Origin of the sequence: Hymenobacter sp. 102 (assembly GCF_049949205.1) — a bacterium.
Lineage (GTDB): Bacteria > Bacteroidota > Bacteroidia > Cytophagales > Hymenobacteraceae > Hymenobacter.
The window spans coordinates 4,883,114-4,896,763 of sequence record NZ_CP188172.1; the positions used below are offsets into that span (position 1 = coordinate 4,883,114).

The window sequence follows — 13,650 nt, forward strand, 5'->3', positions numbered from 1 at the left end:
TGTTTTCCGTTCCTACTCTAGTGCGACCCCCGATACCAGCACCGAGAAGGGCACCGTCAGCCAGAAGTGGCCGTGGCCGAGCTTCTCGAACTCCGCCAGCAGCCCGAGCGGCAGAATCAGGATGAACACCCACACGAACACCAGGCTGGAGAAGGCATACTGGCGCGGGTACGGGGTATTCTTGATTCGTTCGCAGCCGCCTTGCAGGTTGGCTAGCTCCCGCAGCTCCTCCATCAGGGTCCGGCGCTGCAGGTCGTTGAACAGTCCCTCGGCCTGGGCTACGGCGCGGCCCTGTAGCAACAGCAACTGCGCCGGGGCGTTGGCCACCCGGCGCAGCTGGTTATCTTCTTCGGCGGTCAGCAACGGGGTCACGGCTTCGGCCCACAGCTCGGGCTGCCGGCGTAGGTGCAGGCGGAGCGCGTTGCACCACGCCAGCTGCCGCAGCACCAAGGCTCGTTGCGGAGCGGTGATGGTCGGTGCCGGCTCTGTATCGGTCTGCTGGGTGTTGGTTAGCACGAATACCGACCAGCTACGGCTGCGGTTGACGATGCCGCCCCAGAGCGTACGGGCCTCGTTGAAGCGGGCGTAGGCACTGTTGTTTTTGAAGCCGACGTAGAAGGACACGGCCACCCCCACAATGCTGACCAGCTGCCAGGGTACGTCCAGCCAATGGAAACCCAGCGGGCCGAACAGCACCGCCAGCGTGAGGTCATAGAGGGTAAACAGCAGCACATTTTTCCAGGCGTAGCGCCACGCTATGCGCCAATGAATATTGCGACGAACGTACATACAGGGAGAAGCAGGAAGTGAATGGGGGAGTTAGGTCCGGCTACGCCATCATGCCCAGCAGCAGGAACAGCAGAAAGCCGCCGAAGAAGGCCAGCGTCTGTAGCGTGGTTTCGGGTAGCTCGTGCGCTTCGCTCAACAGCTCTTCCGTGACCAGATACAGCAGCGAGGCCAGCCCGAAGGACAAGACGGCCTCCACGAACTGATCGGAAGCGCCCTGCAGCACAAACAGGCCCAGGCCGGCTCCCACCAGAATCATACTGGCCAGGGCCGTCAGAATCAGGACTGTCTTGCCCCGGCTCTGCCCGCTCCGGCGCAGCTCCACGGCCGTGGTCAAACTGAGGGTGAGCATTTCCAGCGCAATGGCAATGGCTAGCAACGTCCCTTCCTTGGCCCCCACCGCGAAGCCGATGCCCAGCAGCAGTCCGTCGATAACGACGTCGATACTCACGGCCGCCAGCATCCCCCAGGGCAGCGCCTCGGGCGCGTCTGGCGTCGGCGTTTCGGTCGTGGAACCGGATTTCTCCAGGCGCTGAGTGAAGTACCGCAGGCCGAACATCACGGCCAGCCCCAGCGCGAAGCCCAGCCCAACTTCCAAGGGCGCGCGACGCTCCACGATGTCCGGCAGCACATCAACGGCAACGACCGAAAACACGACGCCGGCCGCGAAGTGCAGCAGCGCCCCGCGTAGCGCGGGGCTCGGCACGCGCCAGACCCCAAGTAGGGCCCCAATGACCATGACGCCGACTGGCAGTAGGGCATAGCCCAGCACGGTGGTCCACGGGGCCAGTGCTTCGGTGGGCACGAGCAACAGGATGGTAGTTAACAGCATATTACACATCGGTTGGGAGTACCTGAACGTCCTGAGCGTGGGCGGTGCCGGTGCCGTGCTGGTGCCCGGCCGCCGATACCGGGTCGGTGTGGACCAGCGCGGTATTGAGGTACTGCACGTCGCGGATGAGCTGCGCTTCCACGCGGCTGCCCAGGTCGTGGGCCTGACTTACCGTCAGCGAGTCGTCCACCGCCACGTCTACTTCGGCGTTGAGCTTGTGGCCCAGCCAGCGCAGCCGAATGGTATCGACGCCCTGCACACCGGGCACTTGCTGGGCACTGGCCCGCACCGCGTCCACCATTGCCGGGTCTACGCCGTCGAGCAGGCGGGTGAAGATGTCCTTACCCGAGCGCCAGACGATTTTCAGGATGACCAAGCTGATGAGCAGCCCGATAATGGGGTCGGCCAGCGGGAAGCCGAGCCAAATGCCGATGACGCCCAGCAGTACCGAGAGACTGGCAATACCGTCGGTACGGGCGTGGTAGCCGTCGGCCACCAGCGCGGCGCTGCCGATTTCCTTACCCACCTTGATGCGGAAGATGGCCACGGCTTCGTTGCCCAGGAAGCCGACTACCGAGGCTACCGCCACGGCCCCAAGATACTTCACCGGCTCGGGGTGGTAGAAGCGCTGGATGGACTCGTAGCCCGCCACGATGCCACTGGCCAGGATGATGACCAGGATGATGAGGCCGGCCAGGTCTTCAATGCGGCCGAAGCCGTAGGTGAAGCGCTTGGTAGGCGGCCGGTTAGTGAAGCGAAACGCAATCCAGAGCGGGACGGCCGTAGCTGCGTCGGCCACGTTGTGGATGGTATCGGCCAGCAGGGCAGTGCTACCCGAGTAGAAGAACACCACGATTTGAAGCACCGAGGTAATGGCCAGGCCGATGAAGGACCATTTCAGGGCCCAGATGCCGCGTTCCGAAGACGTAACGACGGCATCCAAGCCCTTCTTGGCCCCAGCGGGTCCTTTCTTCAGGAAGTCCTGCAGGAATTGAGGGAGTTGCATGGGTGAATGGGTTGTGGTGGAAAAGATGATGGCCCGGTAGGCCACGGCGTACACCCAGCCGGATGCACGCCGCGGCACTGGGTCTACTGCCCGGCGGCGGTTGCCTGTTGAATGTCCTGGGCACCACGCACCACCACCCGCTCACCCTCCCGGACGCCGCTGAGCAACTGTACCTGTTGCCCGTTCGTCGCGCCGGTCTTCACCGACCGCAGCTGAAACCGCTCGCCCGTGCGCTGCACGTAGACGTGCGGCTTGCCCTTGACGTCGACCAACGCCGTGCGGGGCACCACCAGGCCGGTGGTGGCCTTCTTCCCGCTGCCCACGCTACCCTTCGTCAACAGCTGAGTGGCGAAATCCGCCAGCACCCAGGACTTTTCCTTGATGTAGGTGATGTCGCCGGCTTCCTCGTTCTTCGGCTGCTGACGCGCGGCTTCCGCGTTGGCGTACACCATCACGTTCGGGATGGTGAACTGGTCGGTAAACTCCGGCGTCACGATGTCGATGACCAGCGTGCCGGTGCCAGCCGGGGCGGGCGGCAGCTGAAACCGGAAGATGCCGGGTGCGGCCGGCGCATCCGCCGACGCCTTCACCGTGTTGCCGCCTACCTGCAGGCTGACTGTCACCTGCCCGGCCGTGTAGGGCTTGAAGGTGGTGCCGAGCTTGGTGAGGTGGGCCGTGAAGCGGTTCGGAGCCCCCGCAATGAGCGGCTTCGATTCGGCGTACAGCTCCGATTTGGTGGTGAACAGCGTGTACGATACCGTCGGCAGCGACGGGGCGGCGGGCTTGGCGCCCTCGCTCGGGCTGGGGTGCGGATGGCCGTGGTCGGCTTCCGAGGTGGTCGGCACCTGGGCTTGGGCGGCAAGGGGAGCAGCCGCCAGCAGGCAGGCGAGGACAACAAATGTGTTACGAGTCATGGAAATGAAATCAGAAGTGAAGGAATGCGCAGCCGGCAGCTACCAGCTGCGGGGTGGGTTATTCGTCACTGGCGTTTTTGAGCTTGCTCAGCAGGGAGTAAGCGCCTTCGGTCACGTAGCGGGCGGCGGTATCGGCCGTAGCTTGCCCCGGTAGGAAGACCTCGCTGTAGCCGTCGGCCTGCTCTCCGCGCCGGACTTCGAGCATGCGGTAGCTGCGCTGGCCGTTCGCCGCCGATTCCTGCCGGAACACGTACTGCTTGCCCTCGTAGTCCACCACGGCCTTGTCGGGCAGCGCCGGCACGCGCCGGGAGGTGGTTTCGATAACGGCCCGCACGAACATGCCGGGGCGGAGGGCCGGGTCACTTTCCCGGTCCAGGTGGCCGTGGACGCGCACGGTGCGCTGTTCCTCGTCCACGGTGCGGCCGATGAGGTACACTTTCGCTCCCCGCTCGACGCTGCTGTCGTTGGGCACCGTGAAGCGGATGCGCTGGCCGATTTTCAGCTGGGCCGCATCCTTCTCGAACACGGTCAGCTCGGCATGCATGTGCTCGGGGTCCACAAGTTCAAACAGGGCGTCGGTCGGCGTCACGCTCTGGCCCACGGCCACGTTGACTGCTTTCACGAAGCCGTCTTTCGGGGCGCGTAGCGTCGCCGTGGACACGAACGGCTGCTTACCCACCGGCAGCCCCGCCAGACGCAGCTGGGCCGACAAACCGGCTGCCTGCGCCACCAGCATATCGTAGCGGCTCTGGGCCTGCTGCTCATTTTTGGCCGGGGCTACCTCTTCGCGCACCAGCTCCCGCTGCCGAACCAGATCGGTCCGGGCGTAGCGCAGCTGGCTTTGGGTTTCCAGGTACTGCTGCTGCAACTGGATAAACGCGGGGTTGCGGATGACGGCCAGCGCCTGACCCCTGCGCACGGGCGTGCCCTGCAGCAGCGAGGTGCTTTCCACGATGCCGCCCAGAGGCGCGTTGATGGAGAGCATTTTATCCGGCGGCACGTCGATGACGCCGTTGACTTTGAGGCCGGCGCCCAGCACGCGCTGGTCCAGCGTGGTCGTCTGGATGCCCGCGAGTTGCTGCTCGTCCGCGGTCAGCGTAATCAGGTCCGGGGCCGCGGCTGCAGCGGTGCTGTCGGCTGGGGCGGCAGTGGTTTCGGCGGCCGGCGTTTCGGAGGGCTCGTTGCCCTGGCAGCCGGCGCCGAGTACCAACAGACTCAGGGCCGCTACCTTATACAAAGGAGAGTTCATGCAAGAAAATATCAGATATGGGAAAGACGGCGCGGTGGCTTACTCGCCGGCGCTCAGCAGGTAGTCCAGCTCGATGACGGTCTGGTTGTGCTGCAGCAGCGCATCGAGGTAGTCGGTACGCAGACGTAGGGCGCGGTCCAAGTTGAGCAGGTACTCGGTGTAGCCGTTTTCGCCCGCCTTGAAGGCTTTGGTCGATACGCGGGTAATCACGTCGGCCTGCGGCAGCGCCGTCTGCTCGTAGAACTGCAGGCGCTGCTGCTGCTCGGCGCGTTGGGTGAGCAGCGTTTCCAGCCGACCGGCCAGCTCCGCCTGGTAGCGCACGTAGCCGATCTGGGCCACCCGCTCCTGCAGCCGGGCCGACTGCACCCGCGCCCGCTGCGGACCCTGCACCAGGGGCAGGGCCACGCTGGCCTGCACACCCTGAAACCGGTCGCTGCCGGTGAAGGTCCGCGTACCGCCGCCGTCGACCAGCTGCTCACCCCGGATGGACTGGTTGAAGTACCCCACGGTGAAACCGGGCTTGCCCTGTGCCTGCGCGACGCGGGTTTCGGCCTCGGCCACCCGAATCTGCTGCCGCAGCACCTGTGACAACATGCTGTTGGCCAGCAACGTGGTGTCGTCGGCCGCAGCGGCTACTTTGGGTGTGAGCAGCGTCAGGGTACTATCAGCCACCACAACCGGCTCGACGCGCTGCAGCAGAGCTTGCAACTGACGGATGGCGACCTGGTACTCCACGCGGGTCTGGGCCAGCCGGGTGCGGGTTTCGCCCTGCTGCACCAGCGCCGTGGATACTTCCAGCCGGGCCGTTTCGCCATTGCGGAAGCGCACTTGTGAGGCCCGCACAAACTCCGTGTACAGGCTGTCCTGCACGCGCAACGTGCGCAGCCGGTGTCGGGCGTATACGGCGGCTTCGTACTGCAGCCGCACCTGCCGGCGCACGTCGGCGCGGGCTAGGGCCAGTTGCTGCTCCTTGGTCACCACCTGCGCCTTAGCCAGGGCCGTGAGCGTGCGGTAGTACCCCGGCCAGGCCAGCGGCTGCGTGATGGTGAACAGGTTGTCGTTCTTGATGGAGTTGTACTGCCCGTAGCTGCCCTGAATGGTGGTGCGGCCTACTTCGCGGGCCGCCCGTACCGATGCCTGCTGGGCCGCTACCTGCTGCTGCGCGCCCAGCACCGTGCCGCTCTGGCCTAGCGCCACGTCCACGGCCTGCGTGGCATTCAGCACGTCGCCTTCCGCTGCTCCCGGCTTCTGCGCCCAACTGGTGCCAGGCAGCAGAGTCAGCGCCAGCAAGATGCTACCCGCGACGCCCAGCTTGGTGGTGTTCACCGAATCATCCTTCTTCGCGTCCCGTTTCGCCGTCCACGCTTCTTCCAGGTAATAGAGCACCGGCAACACCAGCAGGGTGAGCAGCGTGGCCGTCACCAGCCCGCCAATCACCACCGTGGCCAGCGGCCGTTGCACCTCGCTACCACCCGACGTGCTCAGGGCCATCGGCAGGAAGCCCAATGAGGCCACCATCGCCGTCATCAGCACCGGACGCAGCCGCACGTGCGTGCCCTCCAGAATGCGCTGGCGCAGGTCCGTCATGCCTTCTTCCTTGAGCTGGTTGAAGTAACCGATGAGCACGATGCCGTTGAGCACGGCCACCCCGAACAGGGCAATGAATCCTACTCCTGCCGAAATACTGAACGGCATGTCGCGCAGCCACAGCGCCAGCACCCCACCGATAGCCGACAGCGGAATGGCGGTGAAGATCATCACCGACTGGGTGAGGGAGTTGAACGTGGCGTAGAGTAGCAGGAAGATGAGCAGCAGCGCTATCGGCACGGCAATCAGGAGTCGGTCGCGGGCCGACTGCAGGTTCTCGAACTGCCCGCCGTAGGTCGCATAGTAGCCCGGCGCGAACTTCATTTCCTTGTTGATGCGCTGCTGGGCTTCGTTGACCAGGCTTTCCACGTCGCGGCCCCGCACGTTGAAGCCCACCGTGATGCGGCGTTTGGCGTCGTCGCGCTGAATCTGGCTTGGCCCGCTGATGAGCGATACCTTCGCCACCTGGTCGAGGGTACTTGCCGGCCGCTGGGCGTGGCAATGAACAACTGCCGCAGGCTGTTGATGTCTTGACGAGAACCCTCTTTCAGGCGCACCACTAGGTCGAACCGGCGTTCCTGCTCGAACACCTGGCCGGCTACCTCGCCCGCAAACGCGGCCTGCACCGTGCGGTTGACGGCTTCTACCGTCAGGCCGTACTGGGCCAGCCGGTCCCGGTCAATCTGCGCCACAATCTGCGCCTGGCCGGTAGCCCGCTCCACGTACAGGTCGGAAGCACCGGGCAGCGTGCGGATGATGTTGCCCACGCGGCTGGCATAGTCATCGAGCTGCTGCAGGTCTTCCCCGAAAATCTTGATAACCACGTCCTGCTTGGCGCCCGAAATCAGCTCGTTGAAGCGCATCTGGATAGGCTGTTGGAAGCCGAACGTCACGCCCGGAATCCGTCCCAGCCGCTCCGACATCTTCTCAACCAGCCCTTCACGGGTATCGGCCGTGGTCCACTCTTTCTTATCCTTGAGTACGATAATCAAGTCGCAGGCTTCCACCGGCATGGGGTCGGTCGGGATGGCCGAGGAGCCGACTTTGGCTACCACTTCCTTCACCTCGGGAAACTCCTTGAGCAGGATACCGGCCGCTTGCTGGGCCTTTTCGGCGGTGTAGGTGATGGACGAGCCGGGCAACACGCGGGTCTCTACCGCGAAGTCGCCTTCCTCCAGCTGCGGGATAAACTCGCCGCCGAGGGTGCGGAACAGCAGCAGCGCCCCGACGAAAAGCGCCACCGCTACGCCCAGAATCAACGTTTTGGCACCGAGTGCCCACTCCACCACGCGCTGGTAGCGCACGGCCAGGTTGCCCAGCACCCGGTCGGAGAGATTGGGCTTGTGCTCGGTGTTGCGGCTCAGGGTCAGCGCCGACATCATCGGCACGTAGGTGAGCGAGAGAATGAAGGCGCCAAGGATGGCAAACGCCACCGTCTGGGCCATCGGGCGGAACATCTTGCCCTCCACGCCGCCCAGCGCCAGCAGCGGCAGGTACACGATGAGGATGATGATTTCGCCGAACGCGGCCGAGGAGCGGATTTTGCTGGAGGCGTGGTACACCTCGTCGTCCATCTCCTCGCGGGAAAGTATCGTTGCTCCTGCGGCCCGGGGCAGGATGGCGAGCCGGTGCACGATGGCTTCGACGATAATCACGGCTCCGTCCACAATCAGTCCGAAGTCAATAGCGCCCAGACTCAGTAGGTTACCCGATACATCGAAGGTGCGCATCAGGCCGATGGCAAAGAACATGGCCAGCGGAATCACCGACGCCACCACGAGGCCAGCGCGCAGGTTGCCCAGGAAGATAACCAGCACGAAAATCACGATGAGCGCCCCTTCGGCCAGGTTTTTCGTGACGGTGTGAATGGCCTGGTCCACCAGCTTAGTGCGATCCAGGAACGGCTCGATAACCAGGCCCTCGGGGAGGGTTTTCTGAATCGTAGCCATGCGCTCTTTCACGTTCTTGATAACCTCCGAGGAGTTGGCACCCTTGAGCATGAGCACCAGTGCGCCCACCACTTCGCCCTCCTGGTTGCGCGTCATCATGCCGTAGCGCACGGCATGGCCGAAGCGCACCTCGGCCACGTCCCGCACCAGCACCGGCACGCCGTTGGCGTCCTCGGGGGCTTTTACCACCATGCGGCCCACGTCTTCCAACGACCCGGCCAAGCCCTCCGTGCGGATGAAGTAGGCGGCCGGGTTCTTGTCGATGTAAGCGCCACCCGTGTTCTGGTTATTCTGCTCCAGCGCGTTAAACAGCTCGCCGATAGTTACGTTGTAGCTGCGCAGCCGCTCGGGGTCCACGGCCACCTCGTACTGCTTAATGTTGCCGCCGAAAGACGACACGTCGGCCACGCCGGGCGTACCCAGCAGCTGCCTACGCACCAACCAGTCCTGCAACGTACGCAGCTCCGTGGGCGAGTATTTCTTCTCGTAGCCCTTCTTCGGGTGCAGCACATACTGGTAAATCTCACCCAGGCCCGTCGTCACCGGGGCCAACGCGGGCGACGCGACACCGGCCGGAATCTGCGCTTCGGCTTCCTTAAGCCGCTCTGTTACTTGGTTGCGCGCCCAGTACACGTCCACATCGTCGGGAAAGACAATGGTGACGACGGACAGTCCAAAGCGCGAGAAGGAGCGGACCTGCTCCACGTTGGGAATGGTCGCAATGGCCTGCTCGATGGGGAAGGTCACCAGCCGCTCCACGTCGGGGGCACCGAGGGAGGGCGTTTGGGTAATGACCTGAACTTGGTTGTTGGTGATGTCGGGGACGGCGTCGATGGGCAAGTGCGCCACGGAATAACCGCCCCAGGCCACAAGGGCCAGTGTCAGCAACCCGATCAGCAGCTTGTGCTTGATCGAGAAGCGAATAATGGAGTCCAGCATGAAAAAAGTCTAAATCAACACGATGTGCCGACGGCCACAGACCTTCCCTTAGGAAAAGCCGGACGTCGGAACGTAACCCAGAAAAGCGGGGGGTGATTTAGGCCCGGGGGGGCTGCCAGCACGGGCGCAGCACTCCTTGGCGGGCGGCGGGCTCGGCATGGTTCGGCAACCGGCTGGCCGCAGCGTACTGGGCCGGGTTGGGTTGCCAGGTTAGCGCAACCGGTAGCACGTACACTGCCGCAGAGGCCGTATCGTGGCCGTGGTGCAGCGGCAGGGACTGGTGGTCGGCGGCGTGGTCACCGCTGTGCTCATGCGAGTCAGCGGCCACAAAGTGGTCGTAGACGAAGTCCAGTAGGGTGCTGCTGGCGTGCTCGTGCGTGCGGTGCTGCCAAGCCGAAGCCACTTCCGTTAGCTCACGCGCATCCCCTCCCGGCAGCAAGCTGACGGCGAGCAGGTGAAAGCTGAGCAACAGAAGCAGAAAACGCGACATGGGCACAAATATACCCAGCGTTGGGCAAAGCGTCTACGTGCGCAACTAATTCAGGTTCATTTTTAATTCCGCAGCCGCCGGGTGGTGTAAGTGTCGTATGCTGTTTGCCTGGCTGTCCTGGCGGCTGGCACGTACACGGTCACGCATCACACTTGCTGCTATGCCTGTCGCTACCTTACTCGCGCCTTTCCAGACATTACGAAACCCGGTCTTCGCCCGCCTGTACGCGGCTCAGACCATCAGCCTCTTCGGTGACGCGCTGACCTGGGTGGGGTTGGCCCTGCTGGCCTACGAGCTAGGCGGAGCCGAATCGGCCGGCGTGCTGGCCTTTGCCCTGACGCTACGCGTGACGGCCTTCGTGGTTCTCTCACCGCTGGCTGGTCTGCTGGCCGACCGCTTCAACCGTAAGATCATTATGGTCACTGCCGACGCGGTGCGCATGATGGTCATTGCTCTGCTGCCCTTCGTCACGCAGGTGTGGCAGGTCTATGCGCTGATGTTTACCGTTAACGCCTTCACCGCGTTTTTCACGCCCACCTTTCAGGCTACGTTGCCGGCCGTCACGACCGACGAGGAGCTGGCGCCCGCCCTGAGTCTGGCCAGTGCTACTCAGGAGTTGCTGGGTGTACTCGGGCCGGGCCTGGCCGGCGGCGTGGCAGTCCTACTCGGCGCCCGCGACATCTTCTTTGTGGATGCCGTTTCGTTTCTCTTATCCGGCGTGCTGATTCTGACCCTGCCCGCCCGCCTGCGCGCCGAGAACGAAAACCAAGATGAACAGCGCATCACCGTGCCGAACCTGCTGGTGGGCACGCGCCGCCTCTGGAGCGACGGCCCGATGCGCTACGCCCTATTGCTGGAGTTGGGGGCCGCTGTGAGCGGAGCCCTGATTCTGGTGAACACTGTGGGCGACGTGAAGGGCCGCCTGGGCCTGGGCGACGCGGCTTACGGCTGGGTGATGGCCGCCTTCGGCATCGGGGCCACGGCCGCCGCTCTGCTGGCTGGAGGCCTGGCCAAGCGGGTGGCCCATGCCACGTTTCTGCTGGCTGGGGCCCTGCTCACCACCTTAGCGGTGCTGCCGGCCAATTACGCGAGGCTGGGGGGACTACTGGCGCTTTGGCTGCTGGCCGGGGCCGGACAAAACGCGGTGAATCTTGCCACGCAAACCATCATTGCCGAGCAAACACCCGAGGAATACCAGGGCCGGGTGTATGGGGCGCACTTCGCCTGGAGCCACCTGTGGTGGGCTTTCGCCTACCCGCTGGCCGGCTGGCTGGGTACCCGTTTCCCCACCCACTCATTTTGGTGGGGTGGGCTGCTGGGCCTGCTGCTGCTTGCTGGTTCTTGGTTATTCACGTGGCAAGCCATGAGGCCATCGGAGCCACGAAAACCCTGAGTGTTTGTTGCTCGCTGCGCTGGAGGAGACACATTTTCCTGTTAATCGTATTCTTGCGGGCTATTCCAGCGCTTGGTTTACTAAGAGGTGGTATTTTCGCGCACTTTACCACTCGTGCCGTATGCTATTCCCGGATTCTGCAATACAGTTACCTGCCGCCTCACTGCAACTCGACGCGGAGTTGATAGTACGCGTTACCTGGACTTCTCACCGGTATCAACCAGCGGAATTCCGGGCCGTATTGGAACAGGTGCTGCGGCTATTACTCGCCAGTGGTAGCGGCAAAGTCTTGGCCGATCAACGCCTGATGATGCCCATTCCGCCGCCCGAGCAGGAATGGTTGCTGCACGAGTGGTTGCCGCGGGCTCTGCGCGACGGGGGATATCGTTACGCCGCTGTTCTGCCCTCTCATGAAGTATTTGCTCGCCTAGCCAGCACAAATGTCAGTATGCGGGTTATGACTCCCTATCCGGTGTATCGGTGGTTTGACAACGAAGGCAGCGCCCTGGAGTGGCTGCGGCAGCAGTAAGTGTTGTCTGTGCGCAGTCTGCGCTGTATTGAACAATACAGTGCCCGCCTAATGCTCCGTGCCAGGCATGTGCTGTGGCTTGCTTTTACCTAGCTGGTTGAGGGCCAAGCGGAAGCCGGCGGCCAGCTGCGCGGCCGGGCCCCGGCCGTAGTAGTGCAGGAACACCATGCGGGGCTGGTCAAAAAGCATGTGGTTGTGCACGGCCACCACTTCCAGCTTGTGCGCGCGCAGGGCTTTGATGACGGGATTGACTTCGCCTTCGAGCATGGCAATGTCGCCGGCGATGTGGGCATCGTCCTGCTTGCCGGCAAACGCGGCCCAGGAGTTCAGCCCGATGGCGGCCGTCATTTCCGTGTTCATCATCACCACCTGCAGGTCTTCACGGCCGATGGTATACTTATAGGTGGGCCCGTTAACGGTGCCCTGGGCCCCCACCAGCTTGTCCAGCGCCGGCAGGTCGAACAGCTCCTTGCCCGTGGGGGCTGCCGGGGCGGCCGGCGTTCCATTATTGCCCGTCGCGGCACTGGGCGCGGCGGCCGAGGCGGGCTGGTTGGCGGGCAGCAGCTTGGAATTTTTCAGCGTGGCGGCAAACTTCTGCGCCAGCTCGGCCGGGCTGCCCATGCCGTGCACGTGCATGTAGAAGATGCGCGGCTCCTCGTAGAAGAAGTGGTTGTGCACCGCCCCCACTTCCAGCCCGTTGGCGTGGGCCGCGTCCATCAGGGGGGCCACTTCCTCCTGCAGCAGCACCGTGTCGCTCATGAGCATGGCCGACTTGCCATCGAGCGTGTGCTTGATAGCCATCCAGCCGCCGAAGCCGAAGGGAATGGGCACCGGCTCGCCCTTGATGCGCATGTTCAGGTCGTTGCGCGGTAGACTCACCACGTGCGTGGCCTGGGCCTCGTTGTAGGTACCCTTCTTGCCCAGAGCGGCGTCGATGGCGGCCTGGTCGGGCGCAGCCAGCGGGGGCGTCTTGCCCTTGCCGGGGGCAGCCGCCGCAGCCAGCGAGTCGGCGGGGTGTAGCAGGGAGGTGGCGCCGAGCAGGGCGGTGGCGCGTAGCGCGTCGCGGCGGGAAAGTAGATGGTCCATGGCGGGTGGGGCTAGTAGGTTGATGGGGCGTTGCTATGCCCCTTTACGGGCGCCGCCTTAGCCCGGCGGGGCTGGTGGTACAGCCAGCGGAACGGCGGCCGGCGCGGGGCAAAAATCGAGGTTATGGAAGAAAAACAGGCGAATGGTGTGCTGGTTGCGGTAGGTGTCGCCGGCCGGCAGCTGCTGAAACAGGTGCATGTAGCCCGCGTGCAGCTGGGCCTGCTTGCTGACCTGGTACACCAGCCCGGCGAAGGCCCGGTTCTGGTCGAAGTAGTTGTAGCGGATTTCCCGGCCCAGGTTCACCATCAGCTCGTCGTTGAGCAGCAGTTGCAGGCCGCCGGGCTCAAACCGGCGCTTGGTCAGCGGCAGAAACAGCGCCAGGTTGTAGCGGGTGCGCCAGTTGAAGTCGAATGCGTCGGTGCGCTCGTTCTGCACGATATGACGCCGAAACCGTTCTTCCAGCCGCACCCATTGCATCAGCCGGGCCTGCGGAAAGCGGGTGAACCACTGCACCTGTTGCCAGGGCCGGTGCTCGGCCTGCCCGATGGTGCGGGCCCCGTCGGGGAAGTGGTGCACGTAGGCGTAGCCGCCAGTCAGACGCACATCGTCGGTGAGGTAGTATGTGAGCCCGCCGCGGGCCACCGTTTGAAACAGGGCCTGCACGAAGTGGTCGTGCAGCCGCACATGCAGGTCGGTCCAGGTGCCCCAGTGCTGGGAGAAGCGCGTCTGGTTGAAGTAGCCCACCCAAGTCTGCTGCTCACGCACGAACTGCTTCTGCGCCCGCGCCGGCAGGGCCAGCAGCAGCCCCAGACCCCCGAGCACCACGGGGCCCTGCCAGGTCGAAGTAAGAAAGGAAAGTCGGTTGCGCATCAGGTCCGGCTGCTGCTCCC

The 13,650-nt window shown here is 64.1% G+C and carries 11 protein-coding genes and 1 pseudogene; 2 read left to right on the forward strand and 10 right to left on the reverse strand.

Annotated features, from left to right (window positions below):
* Positions 1 to 12: 12 nt before the first annotated feature.
* The 8 genes and pseudogenes from ACN19L_RS21185 to ACN19L_RS21220 form a co-directional block, all read right to left on the reverse strand.
* Positions 13 to 789, reverse strand: a complete 777-nt coding sequence (locus ACN19L_RS21185; protein ID WP_426491382.1) for a bestrophin family protein — start codon at positions 787 to 789, stop codon at positions 13 to 15.
* A gap of 40 nt (positions 790 to 829) precedes the next feature.
* Positions 830 to 1,618 carry a ZIP family metal transporter gene (locus ACN19L_RS21190; RefSeq protein WP_426491383.1) on the reverse strand — a complete coding sequence of 263 codons (789 nt, stop codon included), beginning with the start codon at positions 1,616 to 1,618 and terminating at the stop codon, positions 830 to 832.
* Between the two features lies 1 nt (position 1,619).
* Positions 1,620 to 2,624, reverse strand: a complete 1,005-nt coding sequence (locus ACN19L_RS21195) for a cation diffusion facilitator family transporter (RefSeq protein WP_426491384.1) — start codon at positions 2,622 to 2,624, stop codon at positions 1,620 to 1,622.
* Between the two features lie 83 nt (positions 2,625 to 2,707).
* Positions 2,708 to 3,538 (reverse strand): hypothetical protein, encoded by an 831-nt coding sequence (locus ACN19L_RS21200; RefSeq protein ID WP_426491385.1) that lies wholly within the window; start codon positions 3,536 to 3,538, stop codon positions 2,708 to 2,710.
* Positions 3,539 to 3,596: 58 nt separating this feature from the next.
* Positions 3,597 to 4,787: an efflux RND transporter periplasmic adaptor subunit gene (locus tag ACN19L_RS21205; protein WP_426491386.1), complete on the reverse strand. Its 1,191-nt coding sequence runs from the start codon at positions 4,785 to 4,787 to the stop codon at positions 3,597 to 3,599.
* A gap of 39 nt (positions 4,788 to 4,826) precedes the next feature.
* Positions 4,827 to 5,381, reverse strand: coding sequence for a TolC family protein (locus ACN19L_RS21210; RefSeq protein WP_426493615.1), 555 nt, complete (start codon positions 5,379 to 5,381; stop codon positions 4,827 to 4,829).
* Positions 5,382 to 5,540: 159 nt separating this feature from the next.
* Positions 5,541 to 9,262 (reverse strand): annotated as a pseudogene (locus ACN19L_RS21215) (CusA/CzcA family heavy metal efflux RND transporter); the annotation flags it as partial.
* A 97-nt stretch (positions 9,263 to 9,359) separates the two neighbouring features.
* The gene (locus ACN19L_RS21220) at positions 9,360 to 9,752 is read right to left on the reverse strand and encodes a hypothetical protein (protein ID WP_426491387.1); all 393 of its coding nucleotides are present in this window, start codon (positions 9,750 to 9,752) and stop codon (positions 9,360 to 9,362) included.
* 160 nt (positions 9,753 to 9,912) lie between these two features.
* Between ACN19L_RS21220 and ACN19L_RS21225 the strand changes: the two genes are divergently transcribed.
* Together ACN19L_RS21225 and ACN19L_RS21230 are read left to right on the forward strand one after the other, a co-directional pair.
* Complete coding sequence (locus ACN19L_RS21225; protein ID WP_426491388.1) at positions 9,913 to 11,145, forward strand: MFS transporter; 1,233 nt, start codon at positions 9,913 to 9,915, stop codon at positions 11,143 to 11,145.
* Positions 11,146 to 11,266: 121 nt separating this feature from the next.
* Complete coding sequence (locus tag ACN19L_RS21230) at positions 11,267 to 11,674, forward strand: hypothetical protein (RefSeq protein WP_426491389.1); 408 nt, start codon at positions 11,267 to 11,269, stop codon at positions 11,672 to 11,674.
* A gap of 48 nt (positions 11,675 to 11,722) precedes the next feature.
* Here ACN19L_RS21230 and ACN19L_RS21235 read toward each other — a convergent pair whose 3' ends face one another.
* Positions 11,723 to 12,760, reverse strand: a complete 1,038-nt coding sequence (locus ACN19L_RS21235; protein WP_426491390.1) for a DUF1259 domain-containing protein — start codon at positions 12,758 to 12,760, stop codon at positions 11,723 to 11,725.
* A 57-nt stretch (positions 12,761 to 12,817) separates the two neighbouring features.
* A complete protein-coding gene (locus ACN19L_RS21240; protein ID WP_426491391.1) occupies positions 12,818 to 13,630 on the reverse strand; it encodes a DUF2490 domain-containing protein in 813 nt (270 codons plus the stop codon).
* Between the last annotated feature and the right edge of the window lie 20 nt (positions 13,631 to 13,650).

Bases quoted from the DNA above. Each gene is read 5' to 3' on its own strand.
- ACN19L_RS21185 (WP_426491382.1), bottom strand. From the start codon at position 789: ATGTACGTTCGTCGCAATATTCATTGGCGCATAGCGTGGCGCTACGCC.
- ACN19L_RS21190 (WP_426491383.1), bottom strand. From the start codon at position 1,618: ATGCTGTTAACTACCATCCTGTTGCTCGTGCCCACCGAAGCACTGGCC.
- ACN19L_RS21195 (WP_426491384.1), bottom strand. From the start codon at position 2,624: ATGCAACTCCCTCAATTCCTGCAGGACTTCCTGAAGAAAGGACCCGCT.
- ACN19L_RS21200 (WP_426491385.1), bottom strand. From the start codon at position 3,538: ATGACTCGTAACACATTTGTTGTCCTCGCCTGCCTGCTGGCGGCTGCT.
- ACN19L_RS21205 (WP_426491386.1), bottom strand. From the start codon at position 4,787: ATGAACTCTCCTTTGTATAAGGTAGCGGCCCTGAGTCTGTTGGTACTC.
- ACN19L_RS21210 (WP_426493615.1), bottom strand. From the start codon at position 5,381: ATGTTGTCACAGGTGCTGCGGCAGCAGATTCGGGTGGCCGAGGCCGAA.
- ACN19L_RS21220 (WP_426491387.1), bottom strand. From the start codon at position 9,752: ATGTCGCGTTTTCTGCTTCTGTTGCTCAGCTTTCACCTGCTCGCCGTC.
- ACN19L_RS21225 (WP_426491388.1), top strand. From the start codon at position 9,913: ATGCCTGTCGCTACCTTACTCGCGCCTTTCCAGACATTACGAAACCCG.
- ACN19L_RS21230 (WP_426491389.1), top strand. From the start codon at position 11,267: ATGCTATTCCCGGATTCTGCAATACAGTTACCTGCCGCCTCACTGCAA.
- ACN19L_RS21235 (WP_426491390.1), bottom strand. From the start codon at position 12,760: ATGGACCATCTACTTTCCCGCCGCGACGCGCTACGCGCCACCGCCCTG.
- ACN19L_RS21240 (WP_426491391.1), bottom strand. From the start codon at position 13,630: ATGCGCAACCGACTTTCCTTTCTTACTTCGACCTGGCAGGGCCCCGTG.